This window comes from Phyllobacterium sp. P30BS-XVII (assembly GCF_014138335.1).
In the GTDB taxonomy this organism is placed as follows: Bacteria; Pseudomonadota; Alphaproteobacteria; order Rhizobiales; family Rhizobiaceae; genus Phyllobacterium; species Phyllobacterium meliloti.
On sequence record NZ_JACGXO010000003.1, the window covers coordinates 229477 to 252682 of the forward strand.

The window sequence follows — 23206 nt, forward strand, 5'->3', positions numbered from 1 at the left end:
TATGAGGCCATAATGCCTATTATCGGTAATCAGATCAGAGCGGCGCGTTCACTCATAGGCATGGAGCAAATTGCTCTCGCCGAGAAGGCGGGCGTCAGCGCCAATACAATACGCAATATGGAAGCCTTCGGAGCCAACAGAGTGAAAGTGCGCACCGACACTCTGGATGCTGTAACGGATGCTCTCAGAGCAGAAGGTGTCATCTTCCAACAGGACGGCGAGACAACAGGCGGCGGTCCGGGTGTCAGATTAATCAAATGAATTCTCGCAAACATTGACTTTGAGCCAAGCATTCCATGATTACACCAGAACAAATACGCGGAGCGCGGGCAATGCTGGGGCTGACGCAAGCAGAGCTAGCAAAGTTGGCCGGTCTCTCCACAACTGGCCTGAACAATATCGAACGGGGCGTAACCGATCCCAAGGCCTCCACATTGCGCTCCATTCAATCGGTGCTTGAAGAGAAATCGATTGTCTTTCTCAGCCCGGGGCAAAATGTCAAAGGCGGCCCGGGCGTGAGGTTCAAATGATCGCGCTCGCAAAAGCCGCAACGGTGTTACGAAGATGATCCGTGTCCAATGCAAAATGGCCCGTGTGGCCCTCGGACTTGGGGTGCGGGACCTCGCAGCACTCGCCCAAGTGTCATCAGATACAATCGCCCGACTGGAGCGTGGCGAGAAGCTGAAACCCGCCACGCTATTGATTATCCGGACCGCTCTGGAACAAGCGGGCGTTATATTTGAAGCCGAGGGGGAAATGGTGGATGGTGGTCCGGGGGTAAGGTTGCGCCAAGAATGAAGCAAACTGCATGCCTTACCGATTGACGTCACCATAGGGGAGGCCATAATGCCAAAAATGCTTTGGAAGGAGTAGAATCCAAGCAATGGACCAATATGTAACGCCACCTGTCGGCATAGGCTTTTACACCGCAAATGATGCCGCGCGGTTGCTAAACATGCCTGTACGAAACATTCGGCGATGGCTTGGCGGTTACAATTATTCGCAAAATGGCGAAACCTTCCATATGGAGCCATTGTGGAAGCCTCAATTGCCTCAATTCGAAGATCATATCGAACTTGGGTTTCGCGATCTTATCGAATTGAGATTTGTGAAAGCTTTCACCGACGCCGGACTGGGTTTGAAGACAATCCGGCATTGTCTGGACTACGCAAAAGAATGCACCCGGGATGGGCATCCATTTTCAACACGCCGCTTTCAAACGGATGGGAAGACGATATTTCTGGACAGCGCCAATAAGGCTGATGATGGCAGTTTGCTTGATCTCAAACAAAAACAATACACCATCAAAGTTGTCATTGAGCGTACATTTAAGGACCTTGATATCGATGATGATACTGTGCGCAGATGGCGTCCTTTTAAGGGTAAACAGTCGATTATTGTAGACCCTGAATTGGTATTTGGTCAGCCTACGACGGCAATTTACAACGTTCCCACCATTGCACTCGCCCAAGCTGTTCAAGCTGAGGGTTCTGAGAAAGCCGTGGCAGACATATATGAATTGCCTCTTGCTGTCGTCAGAGACGCCGTTGCCTTTGAGGATTCGCTTGCAGCGTGAAGGTCTTGTTTGATCACAATCTGCCTCCCCGGCTTGCAAGAGGCCTTCAGATTTTGTTGGGAGAACAATACAAGATTGTCGCATTGCGCGACAGATTCGAGCCAAATATCAAGGATATTGACTTGATAAAGGCGTTGGGTGCGCAAGGCGGATGGGTGCTCATATCCGCAGATCGCAGAATTACCCGCAACAAAGCCGAAAAGTCAGCTTTCCAATCATCACGCATAATCGGAATGTTCCTGTCGCAGGGGCTGTACAAAGCACCAATGTTGAAACAAGCGGAACGCCTCATCGCGCTTTGGCCCGTCATTGAAACCACAGCGTCCACCATGAAGGGCGGTTCAATGTTTGAGCTTCCCATGAAGTCATACAAACTTTCCCCGCTGCGATAATCGGCCCACCCTACCCCCTTCCAAGCTCCGCCGCTGTTGCCTCCAGCCCTGCCAATGCAAAGCGTTGAAAATGCGCGATGATGGCCGCCTGCGCTTCCGGGGCGGGAGAGGCCAGATCCGGCAGGACTTGTGCAACCAGTTGCCGGTTGCCGACCAGCAGCATGGCAATGGGTGAGATGACGCTGAGCAGGCAGCGTCCCACTGCAGGATGATCGGCAGGCACGCCGAGAATATCGGCCACAAGCCCCGTTACCACCTGCTTTTTCGGTAGAATTTCCTGATGCAGCAGAACCGGAAATGCTGAGGAGGGCGACAGAAGCTCGCGGCTCAGTACCCGTAATACCCAGCTGGACGGCCCCGGCGCCGTGACTGCTCCGGCAACCAGCCCGATGAGGATTTTCAGCTTATCGATGGAAGCCCCCGGCCCTTCGGCCAGCGCCACCAGCCGGTCATAGGTCAGGAGCTGCCGGTGTGCCTCCACCAGCACTTCGGCATAAAGCCCTTCAATGCCGCCATAATAATAGTTCACCGCCGCGGAATTGCTGCCTGCCCGCTCGGCGATCTCCTTGCCGGTGGCGCGGTCAAAGCCTTTTTCGGCAAAGATTGCGCCCGCAGCCTCCAATATCTGCGCCTTGGTCGAGGCACCGTCTTCACGGCGTCCGGGAAGTTTTCGAGGTGTTTTGCGTATCATAACAGCACTCTAGCCCAGTTTTGAAATGATTGAAAGTTAAAATTGAAATTCAAATTTGACTTAACGCACGGTGTGATTGTATGATGGCACATGAGCAAAATTCTTCGCATCCTCGTTCCACTTATTATCATCGCAGCCCTTGCCGGTGGTGCCTGGTGGTATTTCCATCGCCCCACGGACAAGGATGACCTGACGCTTTATGGCAATGTCGACCTGCGGCAGGCGTCGCTGGCGTTCAATGGCGCCGAGCGTATCGCCGAAGTGCTGGTTGAGGAAGGCGACATGGTGCGCAAGGGTCAGGTGCTGGCCCGGCTCGATACCAGCCGCCTTGCGCCGCAGGTACAGCAGGCAGAAGCGACGGTTGCAGCCCAGCAAGCCGCCCTGCTCCAGTTGAAAAACGGCAGTCGCCCCGAGGAAATCGCCCAGTCGCGCGCCAATCTGGAGTCGGCACAGGCCGATGCACTAAACGCCAAGGCGCAGTTTGAGCGCATACGCGTGTTGACCGCCAATGCCACCTCAAGCAAGCAGGATCTCGATACGGCCAAGGCTGCAGCAGCGGTCGCCGACGCCAAGGTGGATGTGGCAAAAAGTGCGCTTGATCTTGCCATTGCCGGGCCGCGTGTTGAGGAAATCAGCCAGAGCGAGGCGCAGTTGCGCGGCAGCGAGGCGCAGCTTGCACTTGTACATCAGCAACTGGTCGATGCGGCCTTGCTTGCGCCCTTTGATGGTGTGGTGCGCTCGCGGCTGATGGAACCCGGCGAAATGGCTGCGCCCAGCAAGCCGGTGTTTTCGCTGGCCACGCGCGGCGTAAAATGGGTGCGCACCTACGTGTCGGAAACCAATCTTGGTCATTTGCGCTCGGGCATGCGGGCCAAAATCACCACGGACAGTTTCCCGGACAGGCCGCTTGATGGCTGGGTAGGCTTTATCTCGCCTGTCGCCGAGTTCACGCCGAAAACCGTGGAGACAACGGATTTGCGCACCAGTCTTGTTTATGAAGTCCGCATTTTTGTTGACGACACCAAGGATGTGCTGCGGTTGGGCATGCCCGCTACGGTTGAGCTTTTGCCGGGTGAATCCCCTCACGCAGCCACGCCCGAAGCGGACGCCAAACCATGATTGCCGCCGCGCCAGCCTCCCCCGTCACGGCGCGGTCCCTCCACAAGACGTTCCACCGCGATACCGGCGAGACGGTCAAGGCGCTGGATGATGTCTCCTTTGAAGCGGCGCACGGCACAGTGACAGCACTTGTCGGGCCAGATGGCGCGGGCAAGACCACGATCCTGCGGCTGATTGCCGGGCTGATGGCTGCGGAAAGCGGCGCGCTTGATGTGCTAGGCATTGATGTCGCTGCCGATCCGCAGGCGGTGCAGAACCGCATCGGCTATATGCCGCAGAAATTCGGCCTCTACGAGGATTTGAGCGTCCAGCAGAATCTTGATCTCTATGCGGATCTGCACGGTATTTCCCACGAGCAGCGCAAGGAAATTTACCCCCGGTTGATGGAGATGACCAATCTTGGCCGCTTTACCGAGCGGCTGGCGGGAAAGCTCTCAGGCGGCATGAAGCAGAAACTTGGCCTCGCCTGCACGCTGGTTCGCTCGCCGGAGCTTCTGCTGCTGGATGAGCCGACCGTTGGTGTTGATCCCCTGTCGCGGCGTGAACTTTGGGAGATCGTTCTCAAACTGGTGCATGAGGACGGGTTGACCGTCATCGTCAGCACCTCCTATCTCGATGAAGCGGAGTTTTGCGACCATGCAGTCGTCATGCATCTGGGCAAGGTGCTGGCGCAGGGCAAGCCCGATGCGATCACTGATCATGCCAAGGGCAATGTATTCATCGCCACACCGCAGGATGGCATGAGCGCCCGCTCATTGCAGGCACGGCTCTTCCGGCATGAAGGCGTGGTGGATGCGGTGCCTGAGGCCGGCAAGGTGCGCATTGTCCGGCAGCCGGGCTCGAAGGGTAAACTCAGCATTGACGACAAGACTGTGGCGCTCACCGCGACACAGCCGCGTTTCGAAGACGGGTTCATGGTGTTGTTCAGCGCGGTCGCCGGTGAAGGCCATTCCAGCAGCCTTGAGTTGAAACGTGCTGATACCGCCCGCAAGGATGAGATTTCCGTCGAAGTGCATGATCTCGTGCGCATGTTCGGGGATTTTGCCGCCGTGAACCATGTGAGCTTTCAGGTGAAACGCGGCGAGATTTACGGGTTGCTTGGCCCGAATGGCGCGGGAAAAAGCACGACATTCCGTATGCTGTGCGGTCTTATTCCAGCAACAAGCGGCACATTGCGGGTTGCAGGCGCGGATTTGCGCACGGCACGGGCGGAGGCACGCGAGAATCTCGGCTATGTCGCACAGAAATTCTCGCTCTATGGCGATCTTTCCGTGGATGAAAATCTGGATTTCTTCGCCAGTGCCTACGGCCTGCGCGGCGCAAAAAAGCGCGAGCGCATCGACTGGTCCAAGGATCAGTTCGAACTGGGTGAGCTGGCAACCCTGCCGAGTGGCCAGCTTCCCGGCGGCTTCAAGCAGCGGCTGGCCATGGCCGCAGCGCTTTTGCATGAGCCTGACATTCTGTTTCTCGACGAGGCAACCAGCGGTGCCGATCCGCTGGCCCGGCGCGAATTCTGGGGCCGGATCACCGCGCTTTCCGAACAGGGGGTGACTGTTATCGTCACCACCCATTTCATGGAGGAGGCTGAATATTGCGACCGGATCATGATCATGGATGCCGGGCGCAATCTGGCGGAGGGTACACCCGCCGATATTCGCGCCCATGCCAAGCCGAAGGACGGCCGCGAGCCTACCATGGAAGACGCGTTCATTGCCATTGTCGAGGAATCGCGGCGTGACGCTGAAACACAGGGCAAGGCCGCATGAGTACGCCCGCTCCCCAGCATTATGGCAGCCTGCGACGCATTCTTGCGCTGGTGCGCAAGGAATCGTGGCAGGTGATCCGCGATCCCAGCAGCATTATTGTCGGCATCATCATGCCGATGATGCTGCTCATCCTGTTTGGCTACGGGCTGTCATTCGATCTGAAAAACCTGCCTGTCGCTCTCGTCATGGAGGAAAATTCAGCCGAGGCGCGCGGCGCGATATCAGGCTTTGAGCTTTCCGAATACTTCAAGACCTATCCGGTGAAAACCATGGCAGAAGCCGACCGGCTATTGATGGACAAGACCGTCAGCGGCATTGTGCGCATCCCGCCGCAATTTGCCCGGGATGTCTCGCTTGGTGATGGTGAGATACAGGTCGTCGTCAACGGCACCGATGCCAATACGGCACGCATTTCACTGGCCTATGCGCAAGGGGCTGTTGCCACCTGGCTGGCGCGCGAAGCCGCCGAGGGCAAGATCGCGCCAAGCGCTGCCTCGGTGGATATGCAGACGCGGCTCTGGTTCAACGAGGCCAATGAGAGCAGCTATTTTCTTGTGCCGGGCCTGATCGTTCTGGTCATGACGCTGATCGGTGCGTTGCTGACCGCCCTTGTCATGGCGCGTGAATGGGAGCGCGGCACTTTTGAAGCCCTGTTTGTGACGCCTGTCCGGCCGGTGGAAATCCTGCTCGGCAAGGTCGTCCCCTATTTCATTCTCGGGATGCTCGGTCTGGGCTTGTCTGTGCTGGGCAGTCAGTTGCTGTTCCACGTTCCTTTGCGCGGTTCGCTGTGGATTCTCATCATCGTTTCGATGCTTTATCTGACTGTGGCGCTTGGCATCGGGCTTCTCATCTCATCAGTAACCAAAAGCCAGTTTGTCGCCAGCCAGATCACGCTTGTTGCAACCTTTCTTCCTGCGATGATGCTGTCCGGCTTCATGTTTGATATCCGCAGCATGCCGGTGGTCATCCAGTTCATCACCTATATTTTCCCCGGCCGCTACTTTGTCAGCGTCCTTCAGACGCTGTTTCTCGCTGGCGACATCTGGGGGGTGATCCTGCCCAATGCTGCCGTGCTTGCGGTGATGGCGACGGTGCTGATGGGCGCGTCCGTGCGGGCAACGCGCAAGAAACTTGGATGAGGCAGCCATGATCCAATCGCTTTTCCGTATCATCGCCCTTATCCGCAAGGAATTGCTGGCGATGCTCAAAGATCCCAAAAGCCGTATCACACTGGTGCTGCCGCCGATCTTGCAATGCCTTATCTTCGGCTATGCCGCGAGCTATGATCTCAACAATGTGCCCTATGCGATCCTCGATCATGATCACAGCGCGGCATCGATTGCGCTCATCGCCAAGCTTGACGGTTCGGGCACGTTTAGCCGCATCGCCACCCTGCAACGGACAAGCGATATTGCCAGTTTTATCAACAATAAGCGTGTGCTTCTGGTGCTCGTCATTGATCAGGATTTCGAAAAGAACCTGATGGCTGGCATGCCGGCCAAATTGCAGATGATCGCCGACGGGCGCAATTCCAATACTGCCGGCACCGCACAGGGCTATGTGAGTTCGATTGTTGGCGACTTCACCACCCGCTGGCGTGAAGAAAACGGTCAGGCTGCCAATGCAGGTGTCAAGGTAACAACCCGCGCCTGGTACAATCCAAGCCTTGAAACGCGCTGGAATATGATCCCCTCACTGATCGGCACCATCACCATGATGATGACGATGATGCTGACGGCCATGTCCGTCGCGCGCGAGCGGGAGGCCGGAACGCTGGACCAACTGCTCGTCACACCCTTCCGCCCGTCGGAAATCATGGTGGGCAAGGCCCTGCCCTCGATGATGGTGGGGCTGACGCAGTCAACAATGATCCTGCTTGTGGCGCAGCTCTGGTTCCAGATTCCCTTCTCCGGCTCCTATCTCATCCTCTATATGGGACTGATCCTGTTTCTGGCCGCAGCGGTGGGAATCGGCCTGTTTCTCTCCTCCCTTGCCGCAAACATGCAGCAGGCGATGATTTTCTCGTTTGTTCTGCTGATGCCGTTCATGCTGCTATCGGGCCTGACAGCGCCTATCGGCAACATGCCGGATGTTTTGCAATATTTCACGCTGATCAATCCGCTGCGCTATGCCATCAGCATCACGCATCAGGTCTATCTGGAAGGTGCGGGAGTTGGTCAGCTCTTACCGGAAATGCTGGCGCTCATCGCCATTTCAGCGGTGACACTGCCAGTATCATCATGGCTGTTCCGGCATCGGTTGGTTTGAGGGTTATGCTCGGGACGTTGGGGTTCGTGGTTCGACAGGCTCACCATGAGGGGCTTGGGTGGATGTAACGATAATCGCAGAGATTGCAGCAGAAGGGGTGCAGAATGCGGCTCCCTGCAGCCCACCTCTCTCCGTCATCCTCGGGCTTGACCCGAGGACCCATAATAAAATAGTGCCGAGCTCCAAGTTCGTTTGAGCTTCTTAGCCGTGGGTCCTCGGGTCAAGCCCGAGGATGACGGAGAGGTGGGTTGTGGGGAGCCAGATTCTGCAAGCTTTGCCGTCTGCAATGTTGACGATTATCGTTGCATCTTCACTCTGCCTCATGGTTGTTATGTCGAACCACGAACCACTATTATTGCAGCCACAACCCCAATAATCTGATCAGCTTGGCCAGGAGCGCATGGCGATATCAATCAGCCTGTAAAGCTCGTCACGCTCGGTTCCGCTGGATGCCTGTACCGCAGTACCTTGGGATATGGTCATAATAAAACGGGCCAGATCTTCCGGATCGCACTCGGTTTTCAAATCACCTTCGCGCTTGGCACGGGCAAAACGGCGGGCAAGCGCCTTTTGGCCCATCTGGCGTTTTTCAATGATGGTTTTCTGGATGGCTGCTGCCGCATCGCTGCAAGCCATGGCCGCATTGATGCCCATACAGCCGGAAGGATTGCAGTCGCAGGTCTGCGCATCGGCAAAGCCGTGCAGAATGTCCATCGCCACGGTGCGCGCATCGGATTTTTCCAGTGCAGCCCAGAAGAAGGCCATATAATTCTGCTCATAGCGCTCAAGCGCCATACGAAACAGTTCTTCCTTATTGCCGAAAGCACCATAGAGACTTGGCTTGGTAATGCCCATGCCATCGGTCAGGTCAGTGATGGATGTGCCCTCATAGCCCTTGCGCCAAAAAAGTTCGAGCGCAGTCTGGAGTGCCTCATCGGCATCAAATTCCCTCGGCCGTCCCATGGACAAGACTCCCTAGAAGAAATATACCGGACGGTATAAAATTAATTGACAGCCGCTGTATCGCAGCCTTATATCTGTTTTATACCGATCGGTATCGATCGTCAATGATCGAATCTCTATGCCACTCCCAATGGCAAGACAACTTTCAAAGCAGGATGACCACGATGTCAATCAGCACTTATAGAAGATCACTCTATGTCGGCGGCTTTATTGTGGCACTGGCAGCTGCGGGCTCCACCCAATTCTTCGATCTTGGCAAAAGCCATGCCGAAACTGCCAAGCAGGCCGCACCGGCTGCTACCCCCGTTTCCGTTGCTGTCGTCCAGCCCAAGCTCATCACCCAATGGAGCGAGTTCTCCGGACGGCTTGAAGCGATTGATCAGGTTGAACTGCGTTCGCGTGTCGCCGGTGCCATCCAGTCTGTCGCGTTCAAGGAAGGCGCACTGGTCAAAGAGGGCGACCTTCTCGTCAAGATCGACCCCGCTCCCTATGAAGCCGAAGTGGCGCGCGCCAAGGCTGCGGTCAGTGCTGCCGAGTCGCGGCTGGCTTTTGCCAAGAACGAGCTTGAACGCGGCAAACGCCTGATCGACTCGCGCACCGTATCCCAGAGCGATTATGACCAGCGCATCAACGTCCAGAGTGGCGCCATGGCCGATCTGGAAGCGGCACAGGCCAGTCTCAAGACTGCCGCGCTCAACCTTGGCTACACGGAAATCCGTGCGCCCATCAGTGGTCGTGTTGGCCGTATCGAGATCACCTCGGGCAATCTGATTGCCGCTGGTCCTACCTCCCCGCTTCTGACCACCATCGTTTCGATCAGCCCGATTTATGGCAGCTTCGAAGCCAATGAAAACGTTGTTGCACAGGCGCTTGCGGATCTTCCGCAGGGTTTGAACAGCCGCGATTTCTCCGACCGCATCCCCGTGGTGATGGACGTTTATGGCCAGCGCGACGTGAAGGGCAAGCTGCAACTGATCAACAACACGGTTGATACGGCCAGCGGCACGGTCAAGGTGCGTGCAGTGTTTGACAATACGGACGGCAAGTTGATGCCGGGCCAGTTTGCCAAGCTGCGCATGGGCACTGCCAACGAAAAGCAGGAACTGCTTGTCGATGAAAAGGCCGTGGGGACCGACCAGAACAAGAAGTTCGTCATGGTGGTCAACGACAAGAACATCGTTGAATACCGTGAGATCGCACTTGGCGGCCCGGCAGAAGGACTGCGCATTGTGACCAGCGGCCTGCAGCCCGACGAAAAGATTGTCGTCAATGGCTTGCAGCGTATTCGCCCCGGTTCGCTCGTGGTTCCCGAAATGGTCGCCATGGGTGATGCCGCGCACAATTTGCAGGCTTCGGCAGCCGATCCGGCCAAGGCACAACAGTAATCGCATAGAAGCCCCGCAACGGGCAGGCGGACAGTGATATGAATATTTCCAACTTCTTCATCGACCGCCCGGTCTTCGCGGGCGTTCTTTCTTTCGTGATTTTCCTCGGCGGCCTGATCGCCCTCACGGCCATGCCGGTTTCGGAATATCCGGATGTTGTGCCGCCATCCATCGTGGTGCGCGCACAATATCCGGGCGCCAACCCGAAGGTTATTGCCGAAACCGTGGCAACGCCTATCGAGGAACAGATCAACGGCGTTGAAGGCATGCTCTATATGGGCAGTCAGGCAACAACTGATGGTCAGATGACGTTGACCGTTACCTTTGCCATCGGCACCGACCCCGATAAGGCACAACAGCTGGTGCAGAACCGCGTTTCGCAGGCGGAACCCCGCCTGCCGCAGGAGGTGCGCAGCCTTGGCATCACCACGGTGAAAAGCTCACCTGATCTGATGCTGGTGGTCAACCTGATCTCACCGAACAACCGCTACGATATCACCTATCTGCGCAATTACGCGCTGATCAACATCAAGGACCGGCTCGCCCGCATCAATGGTGTTGGCGACGTTCAGCTGTTTGGTTCTGGTGACTATTCCATGCGCGTGTGGCTCGATCCGCAGAAAACAGCGGAACTCGGGCTTTCGGCAACGGATGTCCTCAATGAAATCCGCGCTCAGAACGTACAGGCCGCAGCGGGCACTATCGGTGCGTCCCCCAGCCCCAATGGCGTTGATCTGCAATTGTCAGTAAACGCGCAAGGACGCTTGCAGACCGAGGAAGAGTTCGGTCAGATCATCGTCAAGACAGCCGCCAATGGCGCGATCACGCATCTGCGTGACATTGCGCGTATCGAACTTGGAGCCGCCCAATATTCGCTGCGCTCGCTGCTCGATAACAAGCCGGCGGTGGCCATTCCCGTCTTCCAGGCACCGGGTTCCAACGCGATCCAGATCGCCGATCAGGTGCGTGCAGTCATGGACGAGATGAAGCTGACCATGCCTGAGGGTGTCAGCTACGAGATTGTCTATGATACGACGCAGTTCGTCCGCGCTTCCATTGAGGCCGTGGTCCACACACTGCTTGAAGCCGTGGTACTCGTTGTTCTCGTGGTTATCCTGTTCCTGCAGACATGGCGCGCCTCGATCATTCCTCTGATTGCGGTTCCAATCTCCATCGTCGGCACATTCGCCGTCATGCACCTCTTCGGCTTCTCGGTGAATGCGCTCAGCCTCTTCGGTCTCGTGCTTGCCATCGGCATCGTGGTGGATGATGCGATCGTGGTGGTGGAAAACGTCGAGCGTAATATCGAAAACGGCCTCGCACCGCGACAGGCAACCATTCAGGCCATGCGCGAAGTGTCGGGCCCGATTATCGCTATTGCCCTGGTGCTGGTTGCGGTGTTCGTGCCGCTTGCCTTCATCAGCGGCCTGACCGGCCAGTTCTATCGCCAGTTCGCGCTGACCATTGCGATCTCTACGGTTATCTCCGCCTTTAACTCGCTGACGCTTTCCCCTGCTCTCGCCGCCCTGCTTCTGAAGGGTCACGACGAGCCAAAAGATGCGCTGACGCGGTTTATGGACAAGACCCTTGGCTGGCTGTTCCGTGGCTTCAATGCCGTTTTCACACGCGGCGCCAATGGCTACAGCCGGGGCGTGACCGCCGTCATCTCGCGCAAGACGGTGATGATGGGCATCTATATCCTGCTGATCGGCGCTACCGCTTTCATGTTCAAGAGTGTTCCCGGTGGTTTCGTGCCGCCGCAGGACAAGCAGTATCTGGTTGGCTTCACCCAGCTGCCGGATGGTGCAACGCTTGACCGGACAGAGGCAGTCGTGCGCCGCATTGGTGATATCGCCCTGAAGATTCCGGGCGTTCAAAGCACCATTGCGTTCCCCGGCCTGTCGATCAACGGTTTCACCAATAGTTCCAATGCCGGTATCGTCTTCGTTTCGCTCAAGCCGTTTGAGGAGCGCAAGACACCCGAATTGAGTGCCGGTGCGATTGCCAAGGCGCTGAACATGCAGTTGTTCGGCATCAAGGAATCTTTCAGTGCAGTGTTCCCGCCTCCCCCGGTTCAGGGTCTGGGTGCAATTGGTGGCTTCAAGTTCCAGATCGAAGACCGCAATGGTCTTGGCTATCAGGCGCTTGATGATGCAACCAAGGCATTCCTTGCCAAGGCTGCCACCGCTCCCGAACTGATAGGCCTGTTCTCCAGCTATCAGATCAATGTTCCCCAGCTTTACGCCGATGTGGACCGTGCCAAGGCACGCCAGCTCAATGTTTCGCTGCCGGAAATCTTCAATACGCTGCAGATTTATCTCGGCTCCGTCTACGTCAATGACTTCAACAAATTTGGCCGTACCTATTCTGTCCGTATGCAGGCAGATTCCAACTTCAGGGCCAAGGCGGAAGACATTGGCGATCTGAAAGTCCGCTCCGGTTCAGGTGACATGATCCCGCTCTCGGCTCTGCTCAAGGTGGAGACCAGTGCAGGACCTGACCGTGCCATGCGTTACAACGGCTTTCTTGCCGCCGATGTGAACGGCAATGCTGCCCCCGGCTTTTCCTCCGGTCAGGCTCGCGCTGCCGTGGAACGTATCGCCGCCGAGACATTCCCCGCCGGTATTGGCTATGAATGGACTGAACTCACCTATCAGGAGATCATTGCGGGCAACTCCGCCTATCTGATCTTCCCGCTGTCGATCCTGCTGGTGTTCCTGGTTCTGTCGGCACAGTATGAAAGCCTGTCCCTGCCGCTGTCGATCATCATGATCGTTCCGCTCGGACTGCTGGCCGCCCTCTTCGGTGTCTGGCTGACCGCCGGTGACAATAATGTGTTCACGCAGATCGGGCTTATCGTGCTTGTGGGGCTCTCCGCCAAGAACGCGATCCTGATTGTCGAGTTTGCACGAGAGCTGGAATTTGCAGGGTCAACGCCCTTCAAGGCGGTGATCGAAGCCAGCCGCCTGCGCCTGCGTCCGATCCTGATGACATCCCTTGCCTTCATCATGGGTGTTGTTCCGCTCGTCACATCGACGGGTGCGGGTTCGGAAATGCGCAGTGCCATGGGTGTGGCGGTGTTCTCTGGCATGATTGGCGTGACCCTGTTCGGCCTGTTCATGACGCCGGTCTTCTACATGCTGGTGCGTGCAATGACAGGCAATCGCCCGCTCAAACATGCGAGTCAGGGCAGCCATTTCGATGGTGAAACCAGCCACAATTCGGGCACGATTATCCCGGCTGCAACGCCCGCGGAATAAAAAAACGCCGTGGTGCGCAGGTTTTTTTGCCTGCGCACCACGCGAATCAAGTCACTGAAAGCACATCGTTTTCCCCAGCTTTCCAGTGCAAAAGACATGCTAAAAATGCTGTCCACAGGATGAAAATCACTTTTTGGGGTGACAAAAAGTTTCAAACTGTTACAGTCTTGTGACCAGCCGAATTTCGGCACTGACGAGCATGACCGGGTTTCGCATTTTGCGGGGTCGTTTAAATCAGGAGCAGACTTTGACAAGCGTTGCACCAGCCAATGACAACCGAAAGATCAGCGACGGATTTTTTCCGCTCGTCGTGTTTCTCGTGGTTACAGAAATTGCGGCAACAGTGCTGCTGACTTTGCCAAATTGGTATTGAAACCGGAACCCACCCAAGCCAATGTTTCCATCCTGCCTTTGCTGGCAGGGCTGATTATTATTTTTATGATTGCCGGTGCCCTCATCGCCTGATCAAACCTTATTTCCCAAGCGCTGTCGTGCTTTTCGCCCACATTAAAATCGTTCTTCTTATCAACCAATTGGGATAACACGAGCCAAGGCTTCGTGATAATCTCGACTTCATTGAAGTGATTTGTCGCAGCCCGTTTTGGGTGGCGTAGCGACATGGAGGTCATAATGAAATTCGCAACGGGATCTGTCCTTGCGCTTGTTCTTTTCGTTGCCGGCTGCCAGACGATAACGCCGGAAGAGCGCCGGGCCATTGATGGCAGGACCTGCTCTTCCTATGGTTTCAAGCCGAAGTCAGAAGCTTTTGCGCGCTGCCTGCTTGACCTCGAACTTGACCGCCGTGCCACCAGCCGGGCGCAATTTGACGACATGCGTTTTAACAATCCGCCCATTATTTTCTATGGCGGCCGCCATTATCGCTGGTAAAGGGCAATTGGGGGACAACGCTGTCCCTTGACGGGTTTTGAAACTTCACGAGAAGTGCGTGAAAAATTTCGGCACCCGAAAAAACACAGACGACTGATGAGGGACACTATTCATGCGAAGCCTGTTTTTTGCCGTGGCAATGGTTGCGGGACTGATGGCTGCTGACAGCCAGGCGCAAGAGGCGCCGGTTGTTAACACCGTTGCACCCGATGCCAGTTCGCAGACCCTCCCGCGCGTGTCCAATCAGGATGCCGCATCGGCAAGGCTCAGAAAAAATCGCCCTGCCAAACGCTCCTACGCCCGCGAAGAAAGCAGACGGCAGTTGACCGCCGAATATAATCGCCGCGCCCGGGTTTTTGGCCGCGCCAGTGCCGATCGCTGGCTGGCTATCCAGCGTCAGTAAATAGCTTTTGCATCCATATTGTTGTTTACCAGTTCATCCCCGCCGGGTGAGCTGACCTGTATCATGTGCCTGATATTGACAAATGAACATGGTTTGCAGGATTATTCGACTGCTGCGTAGGGCGCATCGGCATTTGAACTTTCTGGATGAAGTTTCTGGGGTCGAAAGGGCAATGCCCACCTGTCTCACATGACAATGGTTGCGCCTATGCCGAATCTCGAGAACATCAGGAAACAAGCCAAGCAATATCTGCGTTGGCACCGTGAACGATATTATCCCGTCGCCGCTGAAATCCGGGCAAACCTGCCCCGCTTTCAGCATCTCGATGATAACGGGATATTGGACGCAAGTTTCAAGCTCAGCGATGCGCAGGAACTCATCGCACGGCAGATGGGATTCGAGGGATGGCAGGCGCTCAAATCGGGAGCCCAAACCATGAGCAGCCACAGCAAACAATCCGCACCACGCCCGGTCCTCAGTTCAACCTCGGCACAGCTCTTTGTCGCCGATATCAAAACCGCGTGCGACTTTTTCACTGAAAAACTCGGTTTCACCGTCGATTTTGTTTACGGTGAACCGCCCTTCTACGGGCAGGTGATCCGTGACAGGGCGCAACTCGCCCTGCGGCTGGTGTGTGAACCCGTCTTTGTCGGCAATATTCGGCAGCGCGAACATTTGCTTTCCGCCTCCATCACGGTTGATACCACCGACGAGATCAAACACCTGTTTCTCGATTTCCAAGCTGCCGATGTGCCGTTTCATCAGCCCTTGAAGAAAGAGCCGTGGGGTGCGCGAAACTTTATCGTGCTTGACCCCGACGGCAATCTCATCCAGTTCGCCGGTCCGGCGGAATAGGCTCTAGCGAACCCAGACGACCCGGCGTGTGCGCTTATCAACCAGCGCCGGGCCGCCATCCACATAGATATAGGCATAGCGCGGCTGGGAAGGTACCGGAGCCAGATCAACATCATCAGGTACAATTGCGCCTGTCGTGATATCGTCAATGGCGACCGTATCAACGGGATTCTGCTCGACATAAGTGATGACATCATCGGGAACCGGACCATCGCGGCTATCGGAGAGATAGACGACTTCGCGATTCTCCAGCGAAACGATCACGGGGCGGCCATCCACATAGATGTAGCCATAGCCCGGACTATCGGGAATGGGCCTGACTGTAACAGTCTGCGGCACCACATAGCCTTGCGACAGCTCACCATCGATCACAACGGGATCAGACGGGTGCGCAATGACATAATCACGGGCGGGCTGCGGAACCTCGACATAGACCTTGTCCTGCGCCCATGCGAAACCGCTTGTGGCTAAGAATGCCGATGCGGTGAGTATAAGAACCTTGTTCATTGTTCTGCCTCTCTCTGTTGCTTTTCTTCGCCCCAGCATAGGGAAAACCACAAAAAACGGAGTTTGGTTCCGTAAAAAGAGCCGGGCAAAAGCCTGCAGCGTGAGAGAAAGGCGGAAAAATCAGCGCAATTTCACAGCTTGTTGTTTTGTCAACGGCGCGTTTCTGCTGATGTAAGGAACTGAACAATCAGGGAAAATGAACGGCGTGATGAAATTTCCATGGAATGACCGGGCAGGCAAATTGTCGGTCCTAAAAATTGCGGCCCTGATTGCCGCTTTTATTCCGCTTGTGTTCATCACCACGGGCTACAAGGCCAATATTCTCGGCCCACGGCCAATCACCGAAGCCATCCACCAGACCGGCGACTGGGCTATCCGTTTCTTTCTCATTTCACTTGCGGTCACACCGCTGCGCCACATCACCCGCTGGAACAGGCTTATTCTGATCCGCCGCATTCTCGGCCTTACGGCGCTTGCCTATGCCGCCCTGCATTTCTCGCTTTATATCGTTGACCAGAACTGGAACCTCCTGCGGGTCGCCAGTGAGATCTGGCTGCGTATCTATCTGTTGATCGGCTTTACCACCCTGCTTGGGCTGACTGCGCTCGGTGTTACCTCCACCGACGGCATGATCCGGCGAATGGGCAAAAACTGGAACCGGCTGCACAGCCTCGCCTATCCGCTGGCGGCGCTGGGTGTCCTGCACTTCTTCATGCAATCCAAAGCAGATGTCACGCAGGCAACGCTGATGGCGGGGTTTCTCATCGCCCTTCTGCTCTATCGCTTTACCCATGCGCGGGGTTTTTCGCTTTCCTCCATCTGGACCCTTTTGGTTGTAGCGGTATTGGCGGCACTTGGGACCGCGCTTGCCGAATATCTGTGGTTCGCACTTGCAACGAAAATTCCGCCAACACGGGTGCTCTTCGCCAACCTGTCGTTTTCCTATTCAATCCGTCCCATGTGGTGGATATTGATGGCGGCACTGCTTCCAGCCCTGTGGGTCGGCATAAAACCGGCGACTCATTCACAAAGCCGCAAACTCAATCCTCTGGCGCAGAAATAAGAGACAGGTTTTGCTTTTCACCGCCGGAAAAAATGATATCGCTGTGGCCATGGAACCGCAGCTTACTCCCCTGATTGAATCGCTCCCCTCCACCGTGCCGTTTGTCGGCCCTGAGACCCTGGAGCGCAAACGCAACCGGCCATTTCGCGCCCGTCTTGGCGCCAATGAGAATGGCTTTGGACCGGCACCATCCGTCATAACAGCCATGCGGGATGCCGCGCCTGATGTCTGGAAATATTGCGATCCTGAGAATTTCGATCTGAAAGCGGCGCTTGCCGCGCATCTGGCTGCCACACCCGGTGCAGCAGCACCGGGTGCTGCTGCACCCGGTGCTATAGCACCTGGCAATGTGGTGGTGGGCGAAGGGGTTGATACGTTGCTGGGGCTGACGGTGCGCCAATATGTGCGCGAGGGGACACCGGTTGTCACATCGCTCGGCGCCTATCCGACCTTCAATTTCCATGTGGCGGGCTTTGGTGGACGGCTTGTTACTGTACCCTACCGGAACGACCATGAAGATCTCGATGCACTGCTCGACGCAGTGCGCCGGGAAAAAGCGCCGCTGGTTTATTTCTCCAACCCCGATAATCCGATGGGGACATGGCATGAAGCTTCCGAGATCGAAACCTTCATCGCCGCCTTGCCCGAAACCACCATGCTGATTCTCGATGAGGCCTATGGCGAAACCGCTCCGGCCTCTGCCCTGCCCGCTATCGACACTTCGCGGCCCAATGTCCTGCGGATGCGGACATTCTCCAAAGCCTATGGTTTGGCGGGTATGCGCTGCGGCTATGCCATCGGCGCTGCAAGCCAGATCACGGCCTTTGATAAAATCCGCAATCATTTCGGCATGAACCGCATGGTGCAGATTGCCGCCATCGCCGCTCTCAAAGACCAAAATTACCTCCGTGAGGTAGTGGCGCGCATCATAGCGGGCCGCGACCGTATCGCCGCCATTGCCGCGCAGAACGGCCTTGCCGCCATTCCCTCCGCCACCAATTTTGTCACCATTGATTGCGGTCGCGATGGCGCCTATGCCGCCAATGTTCTCAACGACCTCATTGAGCGCGACATTTTCGTCCGCAAGCCCATGGCGCCGGTGCTTGACCGCTGCATTCGTGTCAGTGTGGGACTCGACGGGGAGCTTGACCTGTTTGAAGAGACGCTCGCCGAGACTTTGGCCGCATTGAAATAGGCTGTGGCCTATATCGAAACAAGGTCAGGATCATACTGACGCAGGATGGAAACAGACATGGCAATCGATGGTGACAACAGTCCGCGCGCAACCCGGCAGCACGATATTTACCGCCCCGATATCAACCGGATATTCGCCGCTCTCGCTGGGTTGATCGGCGCAGCGGGTATTGCCGCCTATGCGGGCGCTGCCCACAGTGCCAGCCCGCATCTTGGCACCATCGCGCCCATCCTGTTCATCCATGCGCCAGCATTTCTCGCGCTTGCAGTCCTCGCCAAAATCAACCGTGCGGCTTATTTTGGTGGACTTGTGCTGCTGCTCGGCCTCATGCTCTTCATCGGCGACCTCGCCTCGCGTGATATTGCTGGCGACCGTCTTTTCCCCGGCGCAGCACCCGTCGGCGGCACGCTCCTTATTCTCGGTTGGCTCATCATTGCCGCCACGGGACTTCGAGCGTTCGATTTCAGGAAGTAAACCTCCTCAAAGGTCCCACAGGCTCCCGCTCCAGCACCGGACCTGATCCGATAGATCAGGTCTTGCAGATCAGGTCTTGCCCTTCAACTTGTCATTGCAAAGCTTGTAATAACCGCCGCCCTTTTGAATCCATTTGGTGCCACCCAGCGCATTGTTGTCCTTGTTGATGTGATATTGCTCCAGACATGTGTGCATGCGCGCCTTGGCCGGTTTCTCCGCAGCAAATTTGCTCGACACAGCAGACGGAAACACAAGTGATTTCGTATCGCCCGCAGCTTGGGCATCTTTCGCAGCAGCTTCCGTTTTCATCTCGCTGACAGCCGCGTCACTCTCCGGCGCGGGCGTAGCCGATATGTCCTTCGCACATTGCTGCTTGCGGAACTCGTTCCAGCTTGCCGCACTTCCCGCTGCCTGCGCGGCCTTATATTTTACACTGCACTCCTTCATGGAAATGGCTTGCGCCGGCATGCCCCACGCCAGCAAAACCATTGCAGCGACCAGCGCAAGCACTCGTTTCTTGAATTCTGAAGCATTCATGAGTTTCAGCTCTCATTTCTCGAAAAATATCATTTAATCAAATGCATAGGGAAAATTGGCAATGTTTTGAATCTAGCCGGTTTTGATTTCGATTGCTACGGGATGCATCTTATCACTTCGTTTAACACCCCCTCGCCCTCAAGTTGTGAAAGCCGATGCTGCCAGCTGAATTTACCACTTGAATGAATTGAACGTTCGTTTTATTAACACGCCATGGCGAGGACGATTGGCTCAGACGGGGAAAAGACGCAGGCAGCGATTCATATCGCGGCACGGCGGCTTATTGCGCGGATGGGTTATGAGGCCATGTCCATGCGCCAGCTTGCGGAAAAGGTTGGTGTACAGCCCGCCGCGCTCTACCGTTATCACCCCACCAAGCAGGAACTGCTTTTCGCCGTGATGCGCGACCATATGGACCGGCTCCTCGCTGCCTGGCGGGATGAAAGCCAGAGCCTTGCCGCGCCACTGGATCGCCTTGCTGCCTTTATCCGCTTCCACATCCGCTATCACGTTGAACGGCGGGATGATGTGCATATCGCCAATATGGAACTGCGCAGCCTGCAGGGTGAAAAACTGGCCGTTCTGGTGGAGCTGCGTGCGATCTATGAAAACGAACTGAGGCTGATTCTCGACTCGGGCAGCCAATCCGGTCAATTTGATATTGATGACATTCCACTGACAACCCGGGCCATCATTGCGATGACCACGGGCGTGAATGTCTGGTTTCGCCCTGACGACAGGCTTACTGTCACGCAGATTGCGGAAAAATACGTCACTATGGGATTGCGCCTTGTTGGCGCCAAATAATTCGCGACAAAGGACATGGGAGATTGCAATGTATCAGTCAGGTCTGAGATTTGGACTTTCGGAAGATCTCGAAGCTCTGCGGGAGACAGTGCATCGATTTGCGCAGGAAAGAATCGCGCCGCTCGCCGCTGAAACAGACCGGAGCAACCAGTTCCCTGCGCATCTCTGGCAGGAGATGGGCGCGCTTGGTCTGCTTGGCATGACGGCGAACCCGGATTTCGGCGGCTCAGGCCTTGGCTATCTCGCCCACGCCATTGCGGTGGAAGAGATTTCCCGCGCTTCCGCCTCGGTCGGGCTTTCCTATGGCGCGCACTCGAACCTTTGCGTCAATCAGATCAACCGCTGGGGCACGGACGAGCAGAAGGCAAAATACCTGCCAAAGCTCTGTTCGGGCGAGCATGTGGGTTCACTGGCCATGTCTGAACCCGGAGCCGGTTCCGATGTCGTGTCGATGAAGCTGCGCGCCGACAAGAAGAACGACCGCTATGTGCTGAATGGCAACAAGATGTGGATCACCAATGGTCCCGATGCCAGCACGCTTGTGGTCTATGCCAAGACAGACCCTGCGGCGGGTTCGCGCGGCATGACCGCATTTCTCGTCGAAAAAGGGTTCAAAGGTTTCAGCACGGCGCAAAAACTCGACAAGCTGGGCATGCGCGGTTCCAACACCTGCGAGCTGGTGTTTGAGGATTGCGAGATACCTTTTGAAAACGTACTCGGCGAAGAAGGTCAGGGCGTGCGCATTCTGATGTCCGGCCTTGATTATGAGCGCGTGGTGCTTGCCGGTGGGCCGATCGGCATCATGGCTGCCTGTCTCGACGTGGTGGTGCCTTACGTGCATGAACGCAAGCAGTTCGGCCAGCCGATTGGCGAATTCCAGCTGATGCAGGGCAAGCTTGCCGATATGTATACGACGATGAACGCTTCGCGCGCCTATGTCTATGCGGTGGCGGCTGCCTGCGACCGCGGTGAGACGACACGCAAAGATGCTGCGGGCTGCATTCTTTATGCGGCGGAAAAAGCCACATGGTGTGCGCTCGAAGCCATTCAGGCGCTCGGTGGCAATGGCTATATCAATGATTACCCGACGGGCCGGCTGCTGCGCGATGCCAAGCTTTATGAAATTGGCGCGGGCACCAGCGAAATCCGCCGTATGCTGATTGGCCGCGAAATGTTCGGCGAGAGTGCGTGAAGGCTGGCATTATCCCCGACCAATGGCAGCCGCAAACGCCGAACCACAAGATGTATAGAAAGATGGCGAGAATCCTATGACCATACTTCAGTCCCAGATCACCACCACATCGGAGACCTTCGCCGCCAATGCGCAACGCATGCGTGCGCTTGTCGATGATATCAAGGCAAAGGCTGATCTGGTGACAAGGGGTGGCACGGATGAGGCGCGCAAGCGCCATACGTCGCGCAACAAGCTTCTGCCGCGCGACCGGCTGGCGCAACTGCTCGATCCCGGTTCGCCCTTTCTGGAAATCGGCCAGTTTGCGGCATGGGACATGTATGGCGACAATATTGCTTCCGCCGGACTGATCGCGGGGATCGGGCGCGTTTCCGGCAAGGAAGTCATGATCGTCGTCAATGATGCCACCGTCAAAGGCGGCACCTATTACCCCTTGACCGTGAAGAAGCATCTGCGCGCGCAGGAAATCGCGATGCAGAACAATCTCCCTTGCATTTATCTTGTCGATTCCGGCGGGGCGAACCTGCCAAATCAGGACGAAGTTTTCCCGGATCGCGAGCATTTCGGCCGTATCTTCTACAATCAGGCAAATATGTCTGCCGCAGGCATTCCGCAGATCGCCGTGGTCATGGGTTCCTGCACGGCTGGCGGCGCCTATGTGCCTGCCATGTCTGAAGAAACGATCATGGTGAAGGGTCAGGCGACGATCTTCCTCGCCGGGCCACCGTTGGTGAAGGCGGCAACGGGCGAGGATGTGTCGGCGGAAGATCTGGGTGGCGCAGAGGTACACACGCGCGAGTCAGGCGTGGCTGATCACTACGCGATGGATGATGCCCATGCACTGGCCATTGCCCGGCGCATCGTTGGAAATCTGAATCGAAAGAAGGAGATAGGCCTCGACCTTCGCAAGTCGATTCCGCCTCTTTACGATCCACATGAACTCTATGGCATTGTGCCCACCGATCTGCGCCAGCCCTACGACGTGCGCGAAGTCATCGCCCGCGTGGTGGATGGTTCCGAATTTGATGAGTTCAAGCAGAATTACGGCACCAGCCTGATCACCGGTTTTGCCCATCTCTATGGCATGCCAGTTGGTATCATTGCCAATAATGGCGTGCTGTTTTCCGAGAGTGCCTTGAAGGGTACGCACTTCATTGAATTGTGTACCCAGCGCGGCATTCCGCTCGTGTTTTTGCAGAACATCACCGGCTTCATGGTCGGTCGGTCCTACGAGGCAGGCGGCATTGCCAAGGACGGCGCCAAGCTTGTCACGGCGGTCGCCACCGCGCGCGTGCCAAAGGTGACGATGATCCTTGGCGGCTCATTTGGCGCCGGTAATTACGGCATGTGCGGGCGCGCCTTCTCGCCGCGCTTCCTGTGGATGTGGCCCAACGCCCGTATTTCCGTCATGGGCGGTGAACAGGCGGCAACGGTGCTGGCACTGGTCAAGCGCGATGGTATCGAGCGCAAAGGCGGCGACTGGGCCGCTGAAGAGGAAGCAGCCTTCCGCGCGCCGATCCTTGAGAAATACGAACGCGAGGGCCACCCGCTCTATTCGTCAGCGCGTCTCTGGGATGATGGGATCATCGACCCGGCAAAAACCCGCGACGTGCTCGCCCTTTCGCTTTCCGCAGCCCTGAATGCACCCGTAGAGGACACCAAGTTCGGTGTCTTCAGGATGTGATGGGAGATGTTTGGTGAGTGGTTGGTGAATAGTGAATAGTGAGTGGTGGTTCGTGGTTCGACAAGCTCACCATGAGGGAGAGAGGTGATGAAAGGGAGCCAAGTTCTGCAGCCTTTACCGTCTGCGATCTTCGCTGCCGTCTGCAATCTTCGCTGCTGCCTGCAATGTTCGCTGCCGTCTG

General features: G+C 56.4%; 25 protein-coding genes. 20 read left to right on the top strand and 5 right to left on the bottom strand.

The annotated features are described in order from the left end of the window. Positions 1-12: 12 nt before the first annotated feature. The 5 genes from FHW17_RS10350 to FHW17_RS10370 all read left to right on the top strand — a co-directional run bounded on the left by FHW17_RS10350 (position 13) and on the right by FHW17_RS10370 (position 1968). Complete coding sequence (locus FHW17_RS10350; protein WP_091880472.1) at positions 13-261, top strand: helix-turn-helix transcriptional regulator; 249 nt, start codon at positions 13-15, stop codon at positions 259-261. A gap of 35 nt (positions 262-296) precedes the next feature. Continuing rightward, on the top strand, positions 297-530 hold the full coding sequence (locus FHW17_RS10355; protein ID WP_112523181.1) for a helix-turn-helix transcriptional regulator: 234 nt from the start codon (positions 297-299) through the stop codon (positions 528-530). Between the two features lie 34 nt (positions 531-564). Further along, positions 565-798: a helix-turn-helix transcriptional regulator gene (locus FHW17_RS10360; protein WP_182509782.1), complete on the top strand. Its 234-nt coding sequence runs from the start codon at positions 565-567 to the stop codon at positions 796-798. Between the two features lie 85 nt (positions 799-883). After that, on the top strand, positions 884-1576 hold the full coding sequence (locus FHW17_RS10365) for a hypothetical protein (RefSeq protein ID WP_182509783.1): 693 nt from the start codon (positions 884-886) through the stop codon (positions 1574-1576). Further along, complete coding sequence (locus tag FHW17_RS10370; RefSeq protein WP_182509784.1) at positions 1573-1968, top strand: hypothetical protein; 396 nt, start codon at positions 1573-1575, stop codon at positions 1966-1968. Before FHW17_RS10365 ends, FHW17_RS10370 begins: the two co-directional genes overlap by 4 nt. A gap of 10 nt (positions 1969-1978) precedes the next feature. Here FHW17_RS10370 and FHW17_RS10375 read toward each other — a convergent pair whose 3' ends face one another. Beyond that, positions 1979-2659, bottom strand: coding sequence for a CerR family C-terminal domain-containing protein (locus FHW17_RS10375; protein WP_113096854.1), 681 nt, complete (start codon positions 2657-2659; stop codon positions 1979-1981). A 90-nt stretch (positions 2660-2749) separates the two neighbouring features. Between FHW17_RS10375 and FHW17_RS10380 the strand changes: the two genes are divergently transcribed. Genes FHW17_RS10380 through FHW17_RS10395 form a run of 4 tightly spaced genes read left to right on the top strand, consistent with a single transcriptional unit; the run spans position 2750 to position 7812 of the window. After that, the gene (locus FHW17_RS10380; protein WP_112523191.1) at positions 2750-3778 is read left to right on the top strand and encodes an HlyD family efflux transporter periplasmic adaptor subunit; all 1029 of its coding nucleotides are present in this window, start codon (positions 2750-2752) and stop codon (positions 3776-3778) included. Next, complete coding sequence (locus FHW17_RS10385; protein ID WP_182509785.1) at positions 3775-5544, top strand: ATP-binding cassette domain-containing protein; 1770 nt, start codon at positions 3775-3777, stop codon at positions 5542-5544. Before FHW17_RS10380 ends, FHW17_RS10385 begins: the two co-directional genes overlap by 4 nt. Next, positions 5541-6683, top strand: coding sequence for an ABC transporter permease (locus FHW17_RS10390; RefSeq protein WP_182509786.1), 1143 nt, complete (start codon positions 5541-5543; stop codon positions 6681-6683). Before FHW17_RS10385 ends, FHW17_RS10390 begins: the two co-directional genes overlap by 4 nt. A 7-nt stretch (positions 6684-6690) precedes the next feature. Then, positions 6691-7812 carry an ABC transporter permease gene (locus FHW17_RS10395; RefSeq protein ID WP_112523317.1) on the top strand — a complete coding sequence of 374 codons (1122 nt, stop codon included), beginning with the start codon at positions 6691-6693 and terminating at the stop codon, positions 7810-7812. 381 nt (positions 7813-8193) lie between these two features. On the opposite strand, the gene FHW17_RS10400 is transcribed toward FHW17_RS10395, so the two are convergent. After that, positions 8194-8775, bottom strand: coding sequence for a TetR/AcrR family transcriptional regulator (locus FHW17_RS10400; protein ID WP_112523197.1), 582 nt, complete (start codon positions 8773-8775; stop codon positions 8194-8196). A 164-nt stretch (positions 8776-8939) separates the two neighbouring features. Here FHW17_RS10400 and FHW17_RS10405 point away from each other — a divergent pair, with 164 nt between their 5' ends. Next, a complete protein-coding gene (locus tag FHW17_RS10405; protein WP_091881128.1) occupies positions 8940-10160 on the top strand; it encodes an efflux RND transporter periplasmic adaptor subunit in 1221 nt (406 codons plus the stop codon). Between the two features lie 38 nt (positions 10161-10198). Then, the gene (locus FHW17_RS10410) at positions 10199-13420 is read left to right on the top strand and encodes an efflux RND transporter permease subunit (RefSeq protein WP_113096851.1); all 3222 of its coding nucleotides are present in this window, start codon (positions 10199-10201) and stop codon (positions 13418-13420) included. Between the two features lie 323 nt (positions 13421-13743). Here FHW17_RS10410 and FHW17_RS10415 read toward each other — a convergent pair whose 3' ends face one another. Then, positions 13744-14049 carry a hypothetical protein gene (locus tag FHW17_RS10415; protein ID WP_113096850.1) on the bottom strand — a complete coding sequence of 102 codons (306 nt, stop codon included), beginning with the start codon at positions 14047-14049 and terminating at the stop codon, positions 13744-13746. A 1-nt stretch (position 14050) separates the two neighbouring features. On the opposite strand from FHW17_RS10415, the gene FHW17_RS10420 reads away from it, so the two are divergent. The 3 genes from FHW17_RS10420 to FHW17_RS10430 all read left to right on the top strand — a co-directional run bounded on the left by FHW17_RS10420 (position 14051) and on the right by FHW17_RS10430 (position 15566). Beyond that, positions 14051-14308 (top strand): hypothetical protein, encoded by a 258-nt coding sequence (locus FHW17_RS10420; RefSeq protein WP_112523203.1) that lies wholly within the window; start codon positions 14051-14053, stop codon positions 14306-14308. A 112-nt stretch (positions 14309-14420) separates the two neighbouring features. After that, complete coding sequence (locus FHW17_RS10425) at positions 14421-14711, top strand: hypothetical protein (RefSeq protein ID WP_112523205.1); 291 nt, start codon at positions 14421-14423, stop codon at positions 14709-14711. A gap of 207 nt (positions 14712-14918) precedes the next feature. Next, complete coding sequence (locus FHW17_RS10430; protein WP_112523319.1) at positions 14919-15566, top strand: VOC family protein; 648 nt, start codon at positions 14919-14921, stop codon at positions 15564-15566. Between the two features lie 3 nt (positions 15567-15569). Here the strand turns inward: FHW17_RS10430 and FHW17_RS10435 are convergent, their stop codons facing one another. Then, positions 15570-16073 carry a DUF1236 domain-containing protein gene (locus FHW17_RS10435; protein ID WP_112523207.1) on the bottom strand — a complete coding sequence of 168 codons (504 nt, stop codon included), beginning with the start codon at positions 16071-16073 and terminating at the stop codon, positions 15570-15572. Positions 16074-16281: 208 nt separating this feature from the next. On the opposite strand from FHW17_RS10435, the gene FHW17_RS10440 reads away from it, so the two are divergent. Genes FHW17_RS10440 through FHW17_RS10450 form a run of 3 tightly spaced genes read left to right on the top strand, consistent with a single transcriptional unit; the run spans position 16282 to position 18805 of the window. Further along, on the top strand, positions 16282-17136 hold the full coding sequence (locus FHW17_RS10440) for a protein-methionine-sulfoxide reductase heme-binding subunit MsrQ (RefSeq protein WP_210275872.1): 855 nt from the start codon (positions 16282-16284) through the stop codon (positions 17134-17136). 43 nt (positions 17137-17179) lie between these two features. Continuing rightward, positions 17180-18331 (top strand): pyridoxal phosphate-dependent aminotransferase, encoded by a 1152-nt coding sequence (locus FHW17_RS10445; RefSeq protein WP_182509976.1) that lies wholly within the window; start codon positions 17180-17182, stop codon positions 18329-18331. 57 nt (positions 18332-18388) lie between these two features. Next, on the top strand, positions 18389-18805 hold the full coding sequence (locus tag FHW17_RS10450) for a DUF423 domain-containing protein (RefSeq protein WP_112523211.1): 417 nt from the start codon (positions 18389-18391) through the stop codon (positions 18803-18805). 69 nt (positions 18806-18874) lie between these two features. Here FHW17_RS10450 and FHW17_RS10455 read toward each other — a convergent pair whose 3' ends face one another. Continuing rightward, a complete protein-coding gene (locus tag FHW17_RS10455; RefSeq protein WP_246706789.1) occupies positions 18875-19342 on the bottom strand; it encodes a hypothetical protein in 468 nt (155 codons plus the stop codon). 213 nt (positions 19343-19555) lie between these two features. Between FHW17_RS10455 and FHW17_RS10460 the strand changes: the two genes are divergently transcribed. The 3 genes from FHW17_RS10460 to FHW17_RS10470 all read left to right on the top strand — a co-directional run bounded on the left by FHW17_RS10460 (position 19556) and on the right by FHW17_RS10470 (position 23025). After that, positions 19556-20149, top strand: a complete 594-nt coding sequence (locus FHW17_RS10460) for a TetR/AcrR family transcriptional regulator (protein ID WP_112523215.1) — start codon at positions 19556-19558, stop codon at positions 20147-20149. Between the two features lie 28 nt (positions 20150-20177). Then, complete coding sequence (locus tag FHW17_RS10465) at positions 20178-21341, top strand: isovaleryl-CoA dehydrogenase (RefSeq protein WP_182509787.1); 1164 nt, start codon at positions 20178-20180, stop codon at positions 21339-21341. Between the two features lie 76 nt (positions 21342-21417). Beyond that, positions 21418-23025, top strand: coding sequence for a carboxyl transferase domain-containing protein (locus FHW17_RS10470; protein ID WP_112523219.1), 1608 nt, complete (start codon positions 21418-21420; stop codon positions 23023-23025). Positions 23026-23206: the final 181 nt, after the last annotated feature.